14 protein-coding genes are annotated in these 18,873 nt (G+C 66.7%); 6 read left to right on the forward strand and 8 right to left on the reverse strand.

Translation table 11 applies throughout. The features are described 5' to 3' along the window. Positions 1-146 precede the first annotated feature (146 nt). From ACAM58_RS14100 to ACAM58_RS14130, 7 genes are all read right to left on the reverse strand, one after another. Positions 147-923, reverse strand: coding sequence for an ABC transporter ATP-binding protein (locus tag ACAM58_RS14100; RefSeq protein WP_369663046.1), 777 nt, complete (start codon positions 921-923; stop codon positions 147-149). After that, entirely contained in the window at positions 923-2,251 is a 1,329-nt protein-coding gene (locus tag ACAM58_RS14105; RefSeq protein ID WP_027729939.1) for a branched-chain amino acid ABC transporter permease, read from the reverse strand. The genes ACAM58_RS14100 and ACAM58_RS14105 overlap by 1 nt, the downstream gene beginning before the upstream one ends. Positions 2,252-2,255: 4 nt before the next feature. After that, complete coding sequence (locus tag ACAM58_RS14110) at positions 2,256-3,209, reverse strand: branched-chain amino acid ABC transporter permease (protein WP_012748031.1); 954 nt, start codon at positions 3,207-3,209, stop codon at positions 2,256-2,258. 81 nt (positions 3,210-3,290) lie between these two features. Next, the gene (locus ACAM58_RS14115) at positions 3,291-4,529 is read right to left on the reverse strand and encodes a branched-chain amino acid ABC transporter substrate-binding protein (RefSeq protein WP_012748032.1); all 1,239 of its coding nucleotides are present in this window, start codon (positions 4,527-4,529) and stop codon (positions 3,291-3,293) included. Between the two features lie 200 nt (positions 4,530-4,729). Then, positions 4,730-5,959 carry a branched-chain amino acid ABC transporter substrate-binding protein gene (locus tag ACAM58_RS14120; protein WP_012748033.1) on the reverse strand — a complete coding sequence of 410 codons (1,230 nt, stop codon included), beginning with the start codon at positions 5,957-5,959 and terminating at the stop codon, positions 4,730-4,732. Positions 5,960-6,099: 140 nt separating this feature from the next. After that, positions 6,100-7,743, reverse strand: a complete 1,644-nt coding sequence (locus ACAM58_RS14125) for a 3-(methylthio)propionyl-CoA ligase (RefSeq protein ID WP_369663047.1) — start codon at positions 7,741-7,743, stop codon at positions 6,100-6,102. Between the two features lie 130 nt (positions 7,744-7,873). Beyond that, a complete protein-coding gene (locus ACAM58_RS14130) occupies positions 7,874-9,676 on the reverse strand; it encodes a carboxylesterase/lipase family protein (protein ID WP_369663048.1) in 1,803 nt (600 codons plus the stop codon). Between the two features lie 200 nt (positions 9,677-9,876). On the opposite strand from ACAM58_RS14130, the gene ACAM58_RS14135 reads away from it, so the two are divergent. The 6 genes from ACAM58_RS14135 (at position 9,877) to ACAM58_RS14160 (ending at position 14,648) form a co-directional block, all read left to right on the forward strand. Then, on the forward strand, positions 9,877-10,953 hold the full coding sequence (locus ACAM58_RS14135; protein ID WP_369663049.1) for an AraC family transcriptional regulator: 1,077 nt from the start codon (positions 9,877-9,879) through the stop codon (positions 10,951-10,953). Positions 10,954-11,018: 65 nt separating this feature from the next. Further along, positions 11,019-12,503, forward strand: a complete 1,485-nt coding sequence (locus tag ACAM58_RS14140) for a YdiU family protein (protein WP_369663050.1) — start codon at positions 11,019-11,021, stop codon at positions 12,501-12,503. After that, a complete protein-coding gene (gene msrB / locus ACAM58_RS14145) occupies positions 12,500-12,910 on the forward strand; it encodes a peptide-methionine (R)-S-oxide reductase MsrB (RefSeq protein WP_369663051.1) in 411 nt (136 codons plus the stop codon). Before ACAM58_RS14140 ends, msrB begins: the two co-directional genes overlap by 4 nt. After that, positions 12,907-13,446 carry a septation protein A gene (locus ACAM58_RS14150; protein ID WP_369663052.1) on the forward strand — a complete coding sequence of 180 codons (540 nt, stop codon included), beginning with the start codon at positions 12,907-12,909 and terminating at the stop codon, positions 13,444-13,446. The genes msrB and ACAM58_RS14150 overlap by 4 nt, the downstream gene beginning before the upstream one ends. Continuing rightward, the gene (locus tag ACAM58_RS14155; protein ID WP_012748040.1) at positions 13,443-13,724 is read left to right on the forward strand and encodes a BolA family protein; all 282 of its coding nucleotides are present in this window, start codon (positions 13,443-13,445) and stop codon (positions 13,722-13,724) included. Before ACAM58_RS14150 ends, ACAM58_RS14155 begins: the two co-directional genes overlap by 4 nt. A 138-nt stretch (positions 13,725-13,862) precedes the next feature. Continuing rightward, positions 13,863-14,648 carry a peptidylprolyl isomerase gene (locus ACAM58_RS14160; RefSeq protein WP_012748041.1) on the forward strand — a complete coding sequence of 262 codons (786 nt, stop codon included), beginning with the start codon at positions 13,863-13,865 and terminating at the stop codon, positions 14,646-14,648. 69 nt (positions 14,649-14,717) lie between these two features. Here ACAM58_RS14160 and purL read toward each other — a convergent pair whose 3' ends face one another. Continuing rightward, entirely contained in the window at positions 14,718-18,752 is a 4,035-nt protein-coding gene (purL, locus tag ACAM58_RS14165) for a phosphoribosylformylglycinamidine synthase (RefSeq protein WP_369663053.1), read from the reverse strand. Between the last annotated feature and the right edge of the window lie 121 nt (positions 18,753-18,873).

Genomic DNA, 18,873 nt, shown 5'->3' on the forward strand with positions numbered 1-18,873 from the left:
ATAACGCACCCGCCGATGGGGTGCCTTGCGCAGCGAAATCAAGGGGGAGGCCGAAGGCCGGGGGACATTCGCGGAGCAAGGTACCCCGTCGGCGGGAGCGCGCCCTGAATGACAGACGACGCGACGCAAAGAAAAGCGAAAGTTCATCAATGCCCCGCCCCCTGCGCATCGGCAACCGAAGACCCCAGATACGCCTCCTGAACCCGCGCATTGGCGCGAACGGCAGCCGGCGTGTCGAAGGCGATGACCTCGCCATACACCACGACCGCGATCTTGTCGGCCAGCCCGAAGACCACGCCCATGTCGTGCTCCACCGTCAGCAGCGTCTTGCCGACCGTGACGTGCTTGATGAGCGAGATGAAGTGCGCCGTCTCGGTCTTGCTCATGCCCGCCGTCGGCTCGTCCAGAAGGATGACACCGGCGCCGCCCGCAATGGTCACGCCGATCTCGAGCGCGCGCTGCTCCGCATAGGTGAGGTTCACCGCGTGCACGTCGCGCTTGCGCTGCAGGCCGATCTGCTTGATGAGTTCTTCGGTGCGCGCGTTGGCGTCGTCCAGGTTCGAGAGAAAGCGCAGGAAGGTGTAGCGGTAGCCCAGGCTCCACAGCACGCCGCAGCGCAGGTTCTCGAACACGCTGAGCTTCGGGAAGATGTTGGTGATCTGGAAGCTGCGCGACAGGCCCAGCCGGTTGATCTCGTAGGGCTTCTTGCCGTCGATGCGCTCGCCGTTCAGCAGCACCTCGCCGCTCGTGGGTGCGAGCCGCCCGCTGATCAGGTTGAACAGCGTCGACTTGCCCGCTCCGTTGGGGCCGATGATGGCCACGCGTTCCCCGGCCTTCACGGCCAGGTCCACGCCGCGGATGATCTCGGTCTTGCCGAAATTCTTGCGCAGCGACTTCAGTTCCAGTGCATATTGCGCGTTCATTACGCAGCCTCCCGGCGCTTGATTTCTGCTTCGATCTCTTCCTGCGCCTGGCCCCAGACACGCACGAAGCGGCGGCGCGCGACCTCCAGCGCAGCCAGGCCCACGGCCAGGATCGCGGCGGCGCCGAGCCAGCTTGCCGCAGAGGATGTATCGATCGCCACGCCGAAGTAGTTCAGGTTGGGTCCGAGCGCTGCGTTGAGCTGGATGTGATAGATCATCTCGATCAGCGCGGCGGCGCCCACCACCACCGGCACCAGTGCCACCGCGAGCGCGACGTACAGCAGCCAGAAGCGGCCGAACTTGCCGAACCTGGCAACCCGCAGGTTCATCATCACCAGGCTGGCGATGCCGCCGGGCGCGAACATCACCATGAACACGAACACCAGGCCGAAGTAGAGCTGCCAGGCCTTCGAGAGCTCCGACAGCAGGATCGAGGCGAACACCAGCAGCACCGCGCCGATGATCGGCCCGAAGAAGAACACCGCGCCGCCCAGGAAGGTGAACAGCAGGTAGCCGCCCGAGCGGATGGCGCTCAGGCTGTCGGCCGCATTCACGATCTCGAAGTTGATCGACGCCAGCCCGCCGCCGATGCCTGCGAAGAAGCCCGCGATGATGAAGGCGAAGTAGCGCACGCGCTGCGTGTTGTAGCCGATGAACTCCACGCGCTCCGGGTTGTCGCGCACCGCGTTCAGCATGCGCCCGAGCGGCGTGCCGGTGAAGGCATACATGAGCGCGGTGCAGACGAAGCAGTAGGCGGCGATCAGGTAGTACACCTGGATCTGCGGTCCGAAGTTGAAGCCGAAGAAGCTCGGCCCGTACACGCGGTTGGTGGTGATGCCGCCCTCGCCGCCGAAGAAGCTCGGGAACATCAGCGCCATGGAGGCCACCAGCTCGCCGATGCCCAGCGTGATCATCGCGAAGGTGGTGCCCGACTTCTTCGTCGTGACGAAGCCCAGCAGGATGGCAAAGAACATGCCGGCCAGGCCACCCACCAGCGGAATGGCCACCAGCGGAATCTGCAGCCCGCCCTTCTCGCCCATGTTCATCGCATGGATCGCAAGGAAGGAACCGAGCCCGACATACACGGCATGCCCGAAGCTCAGCATGCCGCCCTGCCCCAGCAGGATGTTGTAGCTCAGGCAGATGATGATCAGGTAGCCCATCTGCGAGAGCATGGTGAGCGCCAGGCTGCTCTTGAACAGCAGCGGCGAGACGATCAGCACGATCGCGAACAGCGACCAGATCAGGAAGCGCCCGATGTTCCAGGGCTTGAAGCGGTAGTACTGCGTGGTGGTGGCCGCAGTGGTCGTGGTGGTTGTGCTTGTCATGGCTTCAGTCCTCCCGGGTGCCAAGAAGACCCTTGGGCCTGAAGATGAGAATCAGCACCAGGAACAGGTACGGCAGGATCGGCGCGACCTGCGAGATCGTGAGCTTGAGCAGCTCGTAGCCGAAGGTCTGGTCGGTCACCGTGAAGCCCAGCATCTGCAGGCCGCCGGCAAACGACTGGTCCATGGCCACCGCGAAGGTCTGGATGATGCCGATCAGGAGCGACGCCAGGAACGCGCCGGCCAGCGAACCCATGCCGCCGACCACCACCACCACGAAGATGATCGAGCCCACGGAGGCCGCCATCGCCGGTTCGGTGACGTAGGTGTTGCCGCCCACCACGCCCGCAAGGCCCGCGAGCGCGGCGCCGCCGCCGAACACCAGCATGAAGACGCGCGGCACGTTGTGGCCCAGCGCCTCGACCATGTCGGGGTGCTTGAGCGCCGCCTGGATCACCAGGCCGATGCGCGTGCGCGTGAGCAGCAGCCACACCGAGATGAGCATCAAGACGGCCACCAGCATGATGAACGAGCGCGACTTGGGAAACTGCGTGCCGTACAGCGAGAACAGCGGCCCCTGCAGCTGCGGCGGCAGGCCGTAGGGCACGGTCGAGCGCCCCCAGGCAAGCTGCACCAGCTCCAGGATGAGGTACGAAAGCCCGAAGGTCACCAGCAGTTCCGGCACGTGGCCGAACTTGTGGACCCGGCGCAGGCTGTAGCGCTCGAAGGCCGCGCCCAGCAGGCCCACCAAGAGCGGCGCGATGAACAGCGCCGGCCAGAAGCCGACGATGCCCGAGAGCGTGTAGGCGATGTAGGCGCCCAGCATGTAGAAGCTGGCGTGCGCAAAGTTGAGCACGCCCATCATGCTGAAGATCAGCGTGAGGCCGGAGCTCAGCATGAACAGCAGCAGCCCGTAGCTGACGCCGTTGAGCAGCGAGATGACGAAGAATTCGACGTTCATCGGTCTTTCGTGTCAGGTGAGAAAAGAAAAAGGCCCGAGTGTTGAAGTCGGGCCTCGACCGGTCGGCGCGCGATCGGGCGATCAGGAGTTGTTGGGCCGCTTCATCTGGCACGAGGTGGGCGTGCTCGCAACGTAGGCTTCGTAGAACTTGACGGGCGCCAGCGTGTAGCCGGTGTTCTCCGGGCTGTAGGGGTTCTTGGCGTCGGCCTTCTGCCAGCGCGTGATCCACAGGCCCTGCTGCAGCTGGTGGTCGGACTTGCGCATCTCGACATCGCCGTTGAAGCTCTTGAACTTCATGCCTTCCATCGCGGCCGCCACCTTGACGGGCTCGGTCGACTTGGTGCGCACGAAGGCTTCGCTGAGCATGGCGTACACCGTGTAGATGTCGGTGGTGTACATGTCGTCGTTGAACTTCTTCTTGAACTCGTTCATCAGCGGCTGCACGGGGCCGGGCGCGTTGTAGTGGCTGTAGCCCACCTGGTAGACCTTGCCGTCCGAAGCCGCGCCCATGGCGGTGGGCGTGCCGTTGGTCACGGCGTAGTAGGTGTAGAACTTGACGTTCAGGCCCGAGTCGTTGGCCGACTTGATGAGCAGCGCGAGGTCGGAGCCCCAGTTGCCGGTGATGACGGTGTCGGCACCCGAAGCCTTGATCTTGGCGATATAGGGCGAGAAGTCGCGCACCTGGGCCAGCGGATGCAGGTCGTCGCCCACGATCTCGACATCGGGCCGCTTGTCCTTGAGGTTCTGCTTGGCGAACTTGGAGACCTGCTGGCCGTGCGAGTAGTTCTGGTTGATGAGGTAGACCTTCTTGATGTCGGGCTGCTCCTTCATGAAGGCGGTCAGCGCTTCCATCTTCATGGAGGTGTCGGCATCGAGGCGGAAGTGCCAGTAGCTGCACTTGCTGTTGGTGAGGTCGGGGTCGACCGCCGCGTAGTTGATGTAGAGCACTTCCTTGCCCGGGTTGCGGGCGTTGTGCTTCTCGAGCGCGTCGATGATGGCCAGCGCCGGGCCGGAGCCGTTGCCCTGCACCACGTAGCGTGCGCCCTGGTCCATGGCCGAGCGCAGCGCGCTGGTGGTCTCCTGCGGGCTCAGCTTGTTGTCGATGGCGATGACCTCGAACTTCACGCCGGCCGCGTTCTTCTTGTTGAACTCCTCGGCCAGGAACTGGAAGGTCTTGAGCTGGTTGGTGCCAACGGCGGCCATCAGGCCCGACAGCGGGTCGAGCCAGGCGATCTTCACGGTTTCGCCCTTCTGGGCCAGCGCGCCGGCGGCGCTCGCTGCGAGGATGGAGGCGGTAGCGATTTTCAGAGCGAACTTCACGATCTATTTCTCCTGGTCAAACCGATTCAAATGGCCGCACGAGAGTACAAGCGTTTGTGGCCCCTACCCTCAGGGAATGCCCGTAAGGAGGCGGCCGCAAGGCCCGTTTCTATCGCGCAGGCGACACTGCATTTCTCAAGCTTGCTACCGCGCGGTAGGCAGCTGCTACCAGCGGGTAGGAAACGCCATCACGTGGATGCTCAGGGGCGCTTCATCTGGCAGGTGGTGGGCGTGCTCGCCACATACGACTCGTAGTACTTCACGGGGACATTCGTGTAGCCGGTGTTCTCGGCGTCGTAGGGGTACTTGGCGCTCGCCTTCTCCCAGCGCGAGATGTACAGGCCCTGCTGCAGCTGGTGGTCGGCCTTGCGCATCTCGACCTCGCCGTTGAAGCTCTTGATCTTCATGCCTTCGAGTGCCGCGGCCACCTTGACCGGGTCGGTCGATTTGGTCTGGACGAAAGCGGCATCGAGCAATGCGAACGTGTGATAGATCGAGGACTGCGTCAGGTCGTCGTTCATCTTCTTCTTGTAGCCGGCAAGAAGCCGCTGGATCTCGCCGCCCATGTTGTAGTGGGCATAGGCCACGGTGTAGACCTTGCCTGCCGAGGTGGCGCCCATGGCCGTGGGCGTGCCAGCGCCCGGCGCGTAGTACGTCAGGAACTTGACGTCCAGCCCCGAGTCGTTCGCCGCCTTGATGAGCAGCGACAGGTCGGAGCCCCAGTTGCCCGTGATGACCGTGTCGGCGCCCGAGGCCTTGATCTTGGCAATGTAGGGCGAGAAGTCGCGCACCTGCGCGAGCGGGTGCAGGTCGTCGCCCACGATCTGGATGTCGGGGCGCTTGGCCTTCAGGTCTTCCTTCGCGAACTTCGACACCTGCTGGCCGTGCGAATAGTTCTGGCCAAGGATGTAGACCTTCTTGATGTCGGGCTGGTCCTTCATCCAGGTGGTCAGCGCTTCCATCTTCATGGAGGTGTCGGCGTCGAGCCGGAAGTGCCAGTAGCTGCACTTGCTGTTGGTGAGGTCGGGGTCCACCGCCGCGTAGTTCAGGTAGAGCAGTTCCTTGCCGGGATTGCGCGCGTTGTTCTTTTCGACGGCGTCGATGATCGCAAGCGCCGGGCCCGAGCCGTTGCCCTGGGTGATGTAGCGCGCCCCCTGGTCCTGCGCCGAGCGCAGCGCCGCGGTCGTCTCTTGCGGGCTGAGCTTGTTGTCGATCGCGATGATCTCGAACTTCACGCCCGAGGCATTCTTCTTGTTGAACTCCTCGGCCAGGAACTGCGTGGTCTTGAGCTGGTTGGTTCCCACCGCCGCCATCAGGCCCGACAGCGGATCGAGCCAGGCGATCTTGACGGTCTCGCCCTTCTGGGCGAGTGCGGCCGTCATGCCGACCAACATGGCACAGGCGGCTGCTGACTTGATGGCAAATTGCATGAAGAGTCTCCGGAGTGAAAGGCGGGATGCCAGCGTACAAGCGCCCTTTTCTTCGCCGCACAGGGATTGCCCGGAAGGAAGGCCGCCGAAGCGGCCTTGCTATCGCATGCGCGACAGTGCGGCCAGGCCTTGGCGCGGGGTCAGCAGGTGGGCAGCTTGTAGTCCTTGAGCAGTTCGCGAAGCTTGGTCTTGAGGATCTTGCCGGTGGCGCCGATCGGAATCGCCTCGACGAACACCACGTCGTCGGGCACCTGCCACTTGGCCGTCTTGCCCTCGTAGAACTTCAGCAGCTCCTCGCGCGCGACCTCGGCGTTGGGCTTCTTCACCACCGCGATGATCGGCCGCTCGTCCCACTTGGGGTGGTACACGCCGATGCAGGCGGCCATGGCCACGGCCGGGTGCGCGACGGCGATGTTCTCGATCTCGATGGAGCTGATCCACTCGCCGCCGGACTTGATCACGTCCTTGCTGCGGTCGGTGATCTGCAGGTAGCCCTCGGCGTCGATGGTGGCGACGTCGCCCGTGGGGAACCAGCCGCGGCCCTGCGCGTCGCGGATGAGCGGATCGCCGCCCTCGCCCTTGAAGTATTCCTTCACGATCCAGGGGCCCTTGACCAACAGGTCGCCGTAGGCCTTGCCGTCCCAGGGCAGCTCCTTGCCGTCGCCGTCGACGATCTTCATGTCGACGCCGAAGATCGCGCGGCCCTGCTTCATGCGGATCTGCAGCTGCGCATCGGGCGGCAGCGACAGGTGCTTGTTCTTGAGCGTGCACAGCGTGCCGAGCGGGCTCATCTCGGTCATGCCCCAGGCATGCAGCACCTCGACGCTGTAGATCTCCTGGAACGCCGTGATCATGGCCGGCGGGCAGGCCGAGCCGCCGATCACCGTGCGGTTGAGCTTGCTGAACTTCAGGCCGTTGGCCTGCATGTGGCCGAGCATCATCTGCCACACGGTGGGCACGCCGGCCGCGAAGGTCACGCCCTCGGATTCGATCAGCTCGTACACCGACTTGCCGTCGAGCGCCGGACCCGGAAACACGAGCTTGCAGCCCACCAGCGCGGCCGAGTACGGAATGCCCCAGGCGTTGACGTGGAACATCGGCACCACCGGCAGCACCGAGTCGCGCGCCGACAGCCGCATGACGTCAGGCAGCGCCGCGGCGTAGGCATGCAGCATGGTCGAGCGGTGGCTGTAGAGCGCGGCCTTGGGGTTGCCGGTGGTGCCGCTCGTGTAGCACATGCTCGAGGCCGAGTTCTCGTCGAAGGTGGGCCAGTCGTAGCCGGTGGACTGCCCGCCGATCCAGCTTTCGTAGCTCACGAGGTTGGGCACGCCGCTGTCCGCCGGCAGCTTGTCGGCGTCGCACAGGGCAATCCATTTGCGCACCGTGGGGCACTTGGCGTGCACTGCCTGCACCAGCGGCAGGAAGTTCAGGTCGAAGCACAGGATCTGGTCTTCCGCGTGGTTGGCGATCCAGGCGATCTGGTCGGGGTGCAGGCGCGGGTTGATGGTGTGCAGCACGCGGCCGCTGCCGCTCACGCCGTAGTACAGTTCCAGGTGCCGGTAGCCGTTCCACGCCAGCGTGGCGATGCGGTCGCTGAACAGCAGCTGCTCGCCGTCCAGCGCATTGGCCACCTGCCGGGCGCGCGATGCGATCCCGCCCCACGTCGTGCGGTGGATGTCGCCCTCGACCCGGCGCGAGACGATCTCGCCGTCGCCGTTGTGGCGCTCGGCGAACTCGATCAGCGACGAGATCAAGAGCGGTTGGTCTTGCATCAAACCCAGCATCTACGGACTCCTTTTTGAAATGACTTCATGAAAGCTTGCGGACAACGGATTCACGCAAGCTTCGGCCACTTCCACAATGACACAAACCCGCACTGCCGGATTGAACGGAGCGGCTCATTGATGCGCCCGATCAAGGCACGGCCTGCGCCGCCGTGACCACGGCCGCCGAGGGCGTGGCATCGAGCCGCAGCTGCGACGGCCATGTCGCCCAGGTTGCACCAAGTTCGGGCGTGTTCGGGTCGCCCTTGCGCATGAAGGCGCCGACGCTGGCCATCACCGCCCTGGACAGCGCGAGCCGGCCCGCCTGGTTGGCCTTGCCGCCCATCACGTTGCTGAGCAGCGAGCCGCTGAAGTTGCCGAACACGAACGGCAGGTCGAAGGCATGCGCGGCCCCGTACACGTCGTTCCACGACGAGGGCTCCTGCGCCCAGTCCAGGCGGTAGTGCCAGATGTTCGACTGGTGCGTCTTCATGGTGTTGAGCAGGTTGTCGCGGTTGGCCTCGAACAGGCCTTTCGTGATGACGGCGGTGGCCGCGTTGTAGCCGGTGCCGGGCGTGTCTACCGGAAGGTAGGACGCGTCGATGATGTCGGCCACCGTGAGCGTGGGCGGTGCATCGGGGTCGAAGTTGAACATCATCGAGAAGCGCTGGGCATCGGTGACGATCCAGCCCGGCTTCGGGAAGCCGATGGTTCCCAGCAGCGAGGCGAAGAGCTTGCCCTCGTCGCGCGTGTTGCCGGCCAGCATCGGCACCTTGGCGTAGTTGCCGGCCGCGATGGCGCCGATCGGATCGGCCGGCAGCACCGTGCCGTCGGGAATCGGCGCGACGCTGCCCAGGCCGTTGGCGACCACCGTGGCCAGCATCGCCCCACCCTCCTGGGCGCGCAGGTACTCGGCAATCTGGGCCGGCGTGCGCGTGCCGATGTAGGCCTTGGCGGCGGCCGCGTCGGCGGCGGTGCCGTCGGCCACGAGCAGCTTCTCGAGGATCGACTGCCCCTGCGCGAGCGAAGCCGCTGCCGGCGCCAGGGTCGGCAGCGTGCCTGGCGGCAGGTTGCTCGCGAGCGAGATGCCGCCGCTCATCTCGAAGGCCTTGTGGAACAGGCCCTTGGCCATCGGCGAGGTCATCACCGCCAGCAGGTTGGTGGCGCCGGCCGATTCGCCTGAGAGCGTGACGTTGCCCGGATCGCCGCCGAAGTTCGCGATGTTGTTCTTGATGAAGCGCAGCGCCGCCATGTTGTCGAGCAGCGCGAAGTTGCCCGAGTCGTCTCCCGCGCTGCCGCCCGGGCGCAGCTGCGGCATGTTCAGGAAGCCCAGGATGCCCAGGCGGTAGCTGGCGGTGACGACCACCGCGTTGGCGGCCTTCGCGAGCCGGGCGCCGTCGTAGAGCGGATCGGCCGTGTAGCCCGAAATATTGCTGCCGCCGTGCACGAACAGCAGCACGGGCAGGTTCCGCTCGTCCGTCGCGGGCCGCCAGATGTTGACGAACAGGCAGTCCTCGCTGCCGACCGGCTTGCCCAGCGTGGTGCCGATGGTGGCGTCGTAGGTGTTGTTGGCGCCGGGGCTGAAGAGCCGACCGATCTGCAGGCAGGCATTGCCGAACTTCGCGGCCGGGCGGATGCCGCTCCACGCCTCGGGTTCCACCGGCGCACGCCAGCGCAGCGCGCCGACCGGCGGCTGCGCGAAGGGGACGCCCTTCCAGGACCAGGTGCCCGAGCTGGCGCTGTCGTCCACGCCCTCGATCTTGCCGGCGGTGGTCTGGCGCACCATGGGACCGTCGGCGGCCGGCGGCGGCGCGGCTGGCGGCGGCGGCGCAGGCGGCGCGGCCGGCAGGAACGAGAACGACCCGCCCGAGGAGCCGCCGCCGCAGGCCGCGAGGGCCAGGCAGGCCGCCGCGGCCAGTGCCCGCGCCGCCGCTGCCGTGGCCGTTGCCGCCATGCCCTGGTTTTCTGGCCGGGCGCGTAGCGCTGCTGTCAGTGCCTTGTCCATTTTTTGTCTCCACACCGGGTTAATCGGAATTCCTGCCTGCGCGTCCGGTGGCCATACTCCGGCCCGCCGAACCCCTCAAAAATTCTAGGAACGCACGCCGTTTCCGCCGCTATCGCAAGCGCGCCAATTCAATGACTTCAGGAGCCTCCATGCCGCATGCCCAGCGCCGGCCGCAACGCCGGTCCGGCTGCGCGCAGCAGCCCGAGCTGCGGACCAGTTCGGCCGCCTGGCTCGAAGGCGTGCTCTCGATGTTCGAGGCCGAAGGAATCGACGTGCCCTCGCTGCTGCGCGACGCGGGCTTCGACCCCGATTCGCTGCATCGGCAGAACACCCGCATTCCGGTGGACGAGATCTCGGTGCTCTGGCAGCTGGCGGTGGCGCGCGCCGGCAAGCCCACGCTGGGCCTCGCGCGCGACCTGGCCGCCACGCACAGCAAGCTGGGCACGGTCGGCCACGCCATGGCCTGCAGCGCCGACCTGGGCGCGGCGCTCGCGCGGCTCACGCGCTACATGGCGGTCATCTCCGACGCGACCGCCTTCTCGCTGCAGCGCGAGGCGCGCGGCTGCTGGATGGTGATGGAGCACACCGGCGGCAGCCTGCCGATTCCGCGCCAGCGCGTCGAATACGCCCTGCTGACCGTCTTCATGCAGTGCCAGTGGCTCACGCGGCGCGAGCTGCAGCCGCTGGCGCTCGAATTCGTCTATCCGCCGCCGGCCGACGACCGGCTGCACCGCGAGGCCTTCGGCTGCGCAATCCGCTACAACGCGCCGGCCAACCGGCTGCTGCTGTCGGCGGCCGACATGGCGATGCCGCTGCCCACCCATCACCCCACGCTGGGCGAAATGCAGGAGCACCTGCTGGACGAGCAGCTGAACCTGCTGGGCCAGACCACCACCAGCACCCTGGTGTGCGCCGAGATCGCGCGCCGGCTGCCGCAAGGCGAACCGCGCCGGCAGGACGTGGCCGCGGGCCTCGGCCTTGCGGAGCGCACGCTGCAGCGGCGGCTGCAGGAAGAGTCGGTGTCGTTCCAGTCGCTGCTCGATCGCACCCGCCGCGAACTGGCGCAGCAGTACCTGGCGGAAGACCGCCACACGCTCACCGACGTGGCCGACATGCTCGGCTTCGTCGACAGCAGCAACTTCTTCCGGGCCTGCAAGCGCTGGTTCGGGCTGCCGCCCGCCCAATACCGGGCGCGCATCTGGGACACGCCGGCGCTGGCCCACTGAAGGGGCCTCGACCTTCCGATGGCCCGCATCGCCAGGGGTCTCGCGCTCTGCCGGACAATCCGGGCATGAGCTTGCTTGCTGAAGACACGGCCGCCGCGGACCTGGGATTGCGCTGGAAACCCGGATTCCGGGCGCTGGGCCCCGCCTTTCTCACCGAACTGCGGCCGACGCCCCTGCCCGATCCCCCCTACTGGGTGGGCCACAGCGAGGCAGCGGCCCGCCTGCTCGGCCTGCCGGCCGATTGGCGGCAATCGGAGGGCACGCTGGCGGCACTGACCGGCAACCTGCCCGTCGCCGGAACGCTGCCCTTCGCCACCGTGTACAGCGGCCACCAGTTCGGCGTCTGGGCCGGCCAGCTCGGCGATGGCCGCGCCATCATGCTCGGCGAAACCGAGGGCGGCCTCGAAGTGCAGCTCAAGGGCGCGGGCCGCACGCCCCACTCGCGCGGCGCCGACGGCCGCGCCGTGCTGCGCTCCAGCATCCGCGAATTCCTTTGCAGCGAGGCCATGCACGGCCTGGGCATCCCAACCACCCGCGCGCTCTGCGTCACGGGCTCCGACGCACGCGTGTACCGCGAAGTGCCCGAAACCGCCGCGGTCGTGACCCGCGTGGCGCCCAGCTTCATCCGCTTCGGCCACTTCGAGCACTTTGCGGCCAACCAGCGCGACGCCGAGCTGCACGCGCTGGCCGACTACGTCATCGATCGCTACTACCCGGCCTGCCGCACCACCGACCGCTTCAACGGCAATGCCTACGCGGCCTTCCTGGAAGCCGTGAGCGAGCGCACCGCCGCCCTGCTCGCGCAGTGGCAGGCCGTGGGCTTCTGCCACGGCGTGATGAACACCGACAACATGAGCATCCTCGGGCTCACCATCGACTACGGGCCGTTCCAGTTCCTGGACGGCTTCGATCCGCGCCACATCTGCAACCACAGCGACACCAGCGGGCGCTATGCCTTCAACCAGCAGCCCAACGTGGCCTACTGGAACCTGTTCTGCCTGGCGCAGGCGCTGTTGCCGCTGATCGGCGACCAGGAAATCGCCGTCGCCGCGCTGGAGTCCTACAAGACGGTGTTCCCGCGCGAATTCGAGGGCCGCATGCGCGCCAAGCTCGGCCTCGCGGAGCCCGCCGAAGGCGACCGCGCGCTCATCGAGGGCGTGCTGAAGCTGCTGGCCGCCGAAAAGGTCGACTACACCATCTTCTGGCGCCGCCTGTCGCAGCACATGGCCGACGGCAACGCCGAACCGGTGCGCGACCTGTTCCTGGACCGCGCGGGCTTCGATGCCTGGCTGCTATCCTTTTCGCAGCGGCATGCGCAACTGCAACGCGCCCAAGCCGCGGACCTGATGCTCGAATCGAATCCGAAGTACGTGCTGCGGAACCACCTGGGCCAGCAGGCCATCGAAGCGGCCAGCCAGAAAGACTTCTCGGCTGTGGCAACCTTGTTGGCCCTGCTCGAAACCCCATTTGAAGAACATCCCGGCGCCGATGCCTATGCCGGGTTCCCGCCCGACTGGGCCTCCACGATCGAAATCAGCTGCTCATCATGACCACTCCCATCGAGAAAACCGACGCCGAATGGAAGGCCCTGCTTGCCGAAAAAGGCGCCGAGCCCGCGGCCTTCGAGGTCACGCGCCACGCGGCCACCGAACGGCCCTTCACCGGCAAGTACGAGGCGCACTGGGACGACGGCACCTACCACTGCATCTGCTGCGGCGCCAAGCTGTTCGAATCGGGCACCAAGTTCGATGCGGGCTGCGGCTGGCCCAGCTTCTCGCAAGAGGCGGTGCCGGGCGCCATCCGGAACATCGTCGACCGCTCGCACGGCATGGTGCGCACCGAGAACGTCTGCGCCAATTGCGGCGCCCACCTGGGCCACGTGTTTCCCGACGGTCCCACCGAAACCGGCCTGCGCTACTGCATGAACTCGGCCTCGCTCGACTTCAAGAAAAAATGAAACTGATCCTCGACTTCTTTCCGATCCTGCTGTTCTTCGGCGCTTACAAGCTGGCCGACATCTACACCGCCACCGGCGTGCTGATGGCCGCCACCGTGCTGCAGATGGGCATCATCTACGCCATGGAGCGCAAGCTGCAGGCCATGCAGAAGGCCACGCTGGTGCTGATCCTGCTGTTCGGCACGCTCACGCTGGTGCTGCACGACGACCGCTTCATCAAGTGGAAGCCCACGGTCCTGTACGGCGCCATGGCCATTGCGCTGGCGGTGGCGCTCTGGGCGCTGAAGAAGAACTTCCTCAAGATGCTGCTGGGTTCGCAGCTGCAGTTGCCGGACCGCATCTGGGGGCGCCTGAACGTGGCGTGGATCGGCTATTGCTTCTTCATGGCGGCCATCAACGGCTACGTGGCGGCGTACTTCACGACCGAGGCATGGGTCAACTTCAAGCTCTGGGGCTACGTGTTCCCGATCGTGTTCCTGGTGGCGCAGGGCCTCTACATCTCGCCGCACCTCAAGAACGACGAACCCTCCGTATGAGCACCGCCACCACCCATCCGCTGCCCACGGCGCGCGACCTCGAGGCCGCGCTGCGCCAGGCACTGCAGCCCACCACGCTCGAGGTGATCGACGAGAGCGGCGCCCATGCCGGCCATGCGGGCGCCAATGCCGAGGGCCGGGGCACCCATTTCCGGGTTCGCATCGCTTCCCCACTGTTCGAAGGGAAGCCCCGCGTGGCGCGCCATCGCCTTGTGTATGATGCCCTCCAAGTTTTTATCGCACAGGGTCTGCACGCCATCGCCATCGAGGTGCTCTGAGTCGTTCGATTGCCGGCACGCGCCGATACGGCCGCGGCGGCCCGACCCCATTTCTTCTTCCCGCTCCTCTTCTTCTCCGCTTTTTTCCACGCGCTTTTTCCTACACGCGCATTTCCCCTCCAGCCTGATATTCATTTCATGAAAAAACAACTCTTGCAGGCCGTTGCGGCCGCAGCGCTGCTCGGTGCGATTCCTCTGGCGGCCGTGGCGCAGAACGCAGCCATCGTCAACGGCAAGCCCGTGCCCAAGGCGCGCATGGACGTGCTGGCCCAGCAGCTGGCGGCAGCCGGCCGTCCGGTCACGCCGGAAATGCAGGGCCAGCTGCGCGAGGAAATCGTCGCGCGCGAAGTGTTCATGCAGGAAGCGCAGAAGCAGGGCCTGGACGCCACCGACGACTACAGGAACCAGCTCGAACTCGCCCGCCAGGCCATCCTGATCCGCGCGCTGTTCGAGAACTACCGCAAGACCAGTCCGGTTTCTGACGCCGAGGTGAAGGCCGAGTACGACAAGTTCGTGGCGGCCAACGGCGGCAAGGAATACAAGGCCCGCCACATCCTGGTCGAGACCGAAGACCAGGCAAAGAAGATCATGGCCGACCTGAAGAAGGGCGCCAAGTTCGAGGACATCGCCAAGAAGCAGAGCAAGGACCCGGGATCGGGCGCCAATGGCGGCGATCTCGACTGGGCCAACCCCGCGAGCTTCGTGCCCGAGTTCTCCGAGGCAATGATCAAGCTCAAGAAGGGCGAGACCACGCCCGCCCCCGTCAAGACGCAGTTCGGCTATCACATCATCCGCGTCGACGACGTCCGCCAGGCGCAACTGCCGAAGCTGGAAGAAGTGCAGCCGCAGATCACGCAGCAGCTGCAGCAGCAGCGCCTGCAGAAGTACCAGGAAGAGCTGCGCGCGAAGGCCAAGGTCGAGTAAGCCTCACGGCTTTCCTGCCCCATGAAAAAAGCGGCCCGCGGGCCGCTTTTTCGTTCCGGGCTCTTTCTTTCAGCCCACCCAGCGGCGCGCGTTGCGCCAGATGCGCATCCAGGGGCTCAGCTCGCTCCGGTCGCCGCCGGTCCAGCTCATCTGGATGTTGCGGAACACGCGCTCGGGGTGTGGCATCACGGCCGTGAAGCGGCCGTCCGGCGTGGTCACCGAGGTCAGGCCGCCGGCGCTGCCGTTCGGATTGAACGGGTACTGCTCGGTCGGATTGCCGTGGTTGTCCACGAAGCGCATGGCGGCAATGGCCTTGGCGGCATCGCCGCGGTGCTTGAAGTTGGCATAGCCCTCGCCGTGCGCCACCGCGATCGGCAGGCGCGTGCCCGCCATGCCCGCAAAGAAGATGCTCGGCGATTCGAGCACCTCGACCATCGACAGGCGCGCCTCGAAGCGTTCGCTCTGGTTGGTGGTGAAGCGCGGCCAGGCCTCGGCGCCCGGGATGATGTCGGCCAGCTCGGCGAACATCTGGCAGCCGTTGCACACGCCCAGGCCGAAGGTGTCTTCGCGGCCGAAGAAGGCCTTGAACTGCTCGGCGAGCTTCGGGTTGAAGGTGATGCTGCGCGCCCAGCCGATGCCGGCGCCCAGCGTGTCGCCGTAGCTGAAGCCGCCGCAGGCCACCACGCCCTTGAAGTCGGCGAGGTCCGCCCTGCCGGCCTGCAGGTCGGTCATGTGGACGTCGAAGGCCTCGAAGCCGGCCTCGGTGAAGGCGTAGGCCATCTCGACGTGCGAGTTGACGCCCTGCTCGCGCAGGATCGCGACCTTGGGGCGGGACTGCAGGATGGCGGGGGCGTTGAGGCTGCTGCCCTCACCCCGGCCCTCTCCCGGAGGGAGAGGGAGGAAGACGTGCATGCCCGGGTCCGAAGGATCGCCCGCTGCGGCATGTTCGGCATCGGCGCAGGCCGGGTTGTCGCGCTCGCGGGCGATCTTCCAGCTGACCGAATCCCACACCTGGTGCAGGTCCTGCAGCGTTGCGCTGAACACGGCCTTGGCATCGCGCCAGACTTCGAGCTTGCCCTTGCCGGCATCCATCGTGGAGCTGGCGGGCCGCGTCTTGCCGACGAAGTGGCTGTGGGCGCTGAGGCCGTGGGCGCGCAGCACCTGCATCACATCGTTGCGCTCGGCCGTGCGCACCTGCAGCACCATGCCGAGCTCTTCGTTGAACAGCGCCTTGAGCGTGAGCTCCTCGCGCCGCGCGCTGACCTGCTGCGCCCAGTTCTTGGCGTCGCCGGTTTCCATGCGGCTGTCGGAGATGCCGTCGCCTTCGGTCACCAGCATGTCGACGTTGAGCGCCACGCCCACGTGGCCGGCAAAGGCCATCTCGCAGGCGGTGGCGAACAGGCCGCCGTCGCTGCGGTCGTGCATGGCCAGGATCTTGCCGTCGGCGCGCAGCGCGTTCACGGCGTTGACCAGCGCGACGAGCTGCGCCGGGTCGTCGAGGTCGGGCACCGTGTCGCCGCTCTGGTTGAGCGTCTGCGCGAGGATGCTGCCGGCCATGCGATGCTGGCCGCGGCCCAGGTCGATCAGCACCAGCGTGGTGTCGGCCTCGGCGGCATCGAGCTGCGGCGTGAGCGTGCCGCGCACGTCGGCCAGCGTGGCGAAGGCGGTCACGATCAGGCTCACGGGAGAGGTGACCTTCTTCGCTTGCTCGTCGTCCTTCCACTGCGTGCGCATCGACAGCGAATCCTTGCCGACCGGAATCGACACGCCCAGCGCCGGGCACAGCTCCAGGCCCACGGCCTTCACGGTTTCATACAGCGCGGCATCTTCGCCGGGCTCGCCGCAGGCGGCCATCCAGTTGGCCGACAGCTTCACGCGCGAGAGCTCGATCGGCGCGGCCAGCAGGTTGGTGATGGCCTCGGCCACGGCCATGCGGCCCGAGGCCGGCGCGTCGAGCGCAGCCAGCGGCGTGCGCTCGCCCATGCTCATCGCCTCGCCGGCAAAGCCCTTGTAGTCGGCCAGCGTCACGGCGCAGTCGGCCACCGGCACCTGCCAGGGGCCGACCATTTGGTCGCGGTGGCTCAGGCCGCCCACGGTGCGGTCGCCGATGGTGATCAGAAAACGCTTGGAGGCCACGGTCGGATGCGAGAGCACGTCGATGGCGGCCTTCTGCAGGTCGACGCCCGTGAGGTCGAGCGGCTTGAAGGTGCGGGCGACGCTCTTCACGTCGCGGTGCATCTTGGGCGGCTTGCCGAGCAGCACGTCCATAGGCATGTCGACGGGCTGCATGGCCCCGCCCTCGTCGGCCACCAGCAGCTGGCGCTCCTCGGTCGCCACGCCCACCACCGAGAACGGGCAGCGCTCGCGCTCGCAGAAGGCCCTGAACTGTTCGAGCGATTCGGGCGCGATGGCCAGCACGTAGCGCTCCTGGCTTTCGTTGCACCAGATTTCCTTGGGCGCCATGCCCGACTCTTCGAGCGGCACCGCGCGCAGGTCGAAGCGCGCGCCGCGGCCGGCGTCGTTGGTCAGCTCGGGGAAGGCGTTGCTCAGGCCGCCCGCGCCCACGTCGTGGATCGCGAGGATCGGGTTGGCCGCGCCCTGCTGCCAACAGTGGTTGATGACCTCCTGCGCACGGCGCTCGATCTCGGGATTGCCGCGCTGCACCGAGTCGAAGTCGAGCTCGGCTGCGTTGGCGCCCGTGGCCATCGAGCTCGCGGCGCTGCCGCCCATGCCGATGCGCATGCCGGGCCCGCCGAGCTGGATCAGCAGCGAGCCGGCCGGGAACTGGATCTTCTTCGTCTGCGTGGCGTCGATGCTGCCAAGGCCGCCCGCGATCATGATGGGCTTGTGGTAGCCGCGCTGCACCGTGTCGACGTCGCTCGCCACGGTCTGCTCGTATTCGCGGAAGTAGCCCAGCAGATTGGGCCGGCCGAACTCGTTGTTGAATGCGGCGCCGCCCAGCGGGCCCTCGGTCATGATCTGCAGCGGGCTGGCAATGTGCTCGGGCTTGCCGTAGTGGCCCTCTTCCGGCCAGAGCTTCGACACCGTGAAACCGGTCAGGCCGGCCTTGGGCTTGGAGCCGCGGCCGGTGGCGCCTTCGTCGCGGATCTCGCCGCCCGCGCCGGTCGAGGCGCCCGGGAACGGCGAAATGGCGGTCGGATGGTTGTGCGTCTCGACCTTCATCAGCACATGGCTCAGCGCGCTATCTTTTTGATAGCTCTGCGAATCCGGAGCCGGAATGAAGCGCTCGACCGTCGTGCCCTCCATCACCGAGGCGTTGTCGGCATAGGCGATCACCGTGTGCTGCGGGTTCTCTTTCTCGGTGTGACGGATCATCGAGAACAGGCTCTGCGGCTGGGCCTGGCCGTCGATGGCAAAGCTGGCATTGAAGATCTTGTGGCGGCAGTGCTCGCTGTTGGCCTGCGCGAACATCATCAGCTCGACGTCGCTCGGGTTGCGTCCGAGCCGGGTGAAGGCTTCGACCAGGTAGTCGATCTCGTCTTCCGCCAGCGCCAGGCCAAAACCCGTGTTGGCCGCCACCAGCGCGGCGCGGCCCCCGCCCTGCACGTCGACCAGCGCCATCGGCTGGGCCGGCAGCTCGCTGAAAAGGCTGGCGGCCTGCTCGACCGTGGCCAGCACCGATTCGGTCATGCGGTCGTGCAGCGGGACGGCCACGGCGGCCAGCAGGTCGCCTTCGAGCACGGGCGCCTTGCCGATCAGCGGGGCCTTGAGCTTCAGGTGGTACTGGGTGACGCGCTCGACCCGGCGCAGCGCCAGGCCGCAGTTGTGGGCGATGTCGGTGGCCTTGGAGGCCCAGGGCGAGACGGTGCCCAGGCGCGGCGTGACGACCACCGAGGTGCCCGCCTTGGCCGGCGCCTCGAAGGGCTCGCCGTAAGCCAGGAGCGCGGCAAAGCGCTCGCGGCCGGCCGCATCGAGCGCCGCGTCGGTGACCACCAGGTGCACGAAACGGGCGCTGACGCCCTCGATGCGCGCATCGATCGCCTGCAGCTTCGGCAGCAGCTGCCGCGCGCGGAAATCGCTGAGTGCGCTGCCGCCCTCGAAAAAGGTTACGACGGGGAGGGCTTGAGGTGCGGGCTGCGTCACGGTCGGATGGAGGCCTCTGGGGCCGCGTTGGAAATCAAGAAATCTGGGCGGATGGCCGCTGACTGGGGCCATCCGCGTAAGCCCTGAATTTTAGGCCAATGCCGGGCCGCCCCAAGTTGGC

It is taken from the genome of Variovorax sp. V116 (assembly GCF_041154435.1).
In the GTDB taxonomy this organism is placed as follows: Bacteria; Pseudomonadota; Gammaproteobacteria; order Burkholderiales; family Burkholderiaceae_C; genus Variovorax; species Variovorax paradoxus.

Bases quoted from the DNA above. Each gene is read 5' to 3' on its own strand.
- ACAM58_RS14150 (WP_369663052.1), top strand. From the start codon at position 12,907: ATGAAACTGATCCTCGACTTCTTTCCGATCCTGCTGTTCTTCGGCGCT.
- ACAM58_RS14125 (WP_369663047.1), bottom strand. From the start codon at position 7,743: ATGCTGGGTTTGATGCAAGACCAACCGCTCTTGATCTCGTCGCTGATC.
- ACAM58_RS14160 (WP_012748041.1), top strand. From the start codon at position 13,863: ATGAAAAAACAACTCTTGCAGGCCGTTGCGGCCGCAGCGCTGCTCGGT.
- ACAM58_RS14110 (WP_012748031.1), bottom strand. From the start codon at position 3,209: ATGAACGTCGAATTCTTCGTCATCTCGCTGCTCAACGGCGTCAGCTAC.
- ACAM58_RS14140 (WP_369663050.1), top strand. From the start codon at position 11,019: ATGAGCTTGCTTGCTGAAGACACGGCCGCCGCGGACCTGGGATTGCGC.
- ACAM58_RS14130 (WP_369663048.1), bottom strand. From the start codon at position 9,676: ATGGCGGCAACGGCCACGGCAGCGGCGGCGCGGGCACTGGCCGCGGCG.
- msrB (WP_369663051.1), top strand. From the start codon at position 12,500: ATGACCACTCCCATCGAGAAAACCGACGCCGAATGGAAGGCCCTGCTT.
- ACAM58_RS14155 (WP_012748040.1), top strand. From the start codon at position 13,443: ATGAGCACCGCCACCACCCATCCGCTGCCCACGGCGCGCGACCTCGAG.
- ACAM58_RS14100 (WP_369663046.1), bottom strand. From the start codon at position 923: ATGAACGCGCAATATGCACTGGAACTGAAGTCGCTGCGCAAGAATTTC.
- ACAM58_RS14105 (WP_027729939.1), bottom strand. From the start codon at position 2,251: ATGACAAGCACAACCACCACGACCACTGCGGCCACCACCACGCAGTAC.
- ACAM58_RS14120 (WP_012748033.1), bottom strand. From the start codon at position 5,959: ATGCAATTTGCCATCAAGTCAGCAGCCGCCTGTGCCATGTTGGTCGGC.
- ACAM58_RS14135 (WP_369663049.1), top strand. From the start codon at position 9,877: ATGCCGCATGCCCAGCGCCGGCCGCAACGCCGGTCCGGCTGCGCGCAG.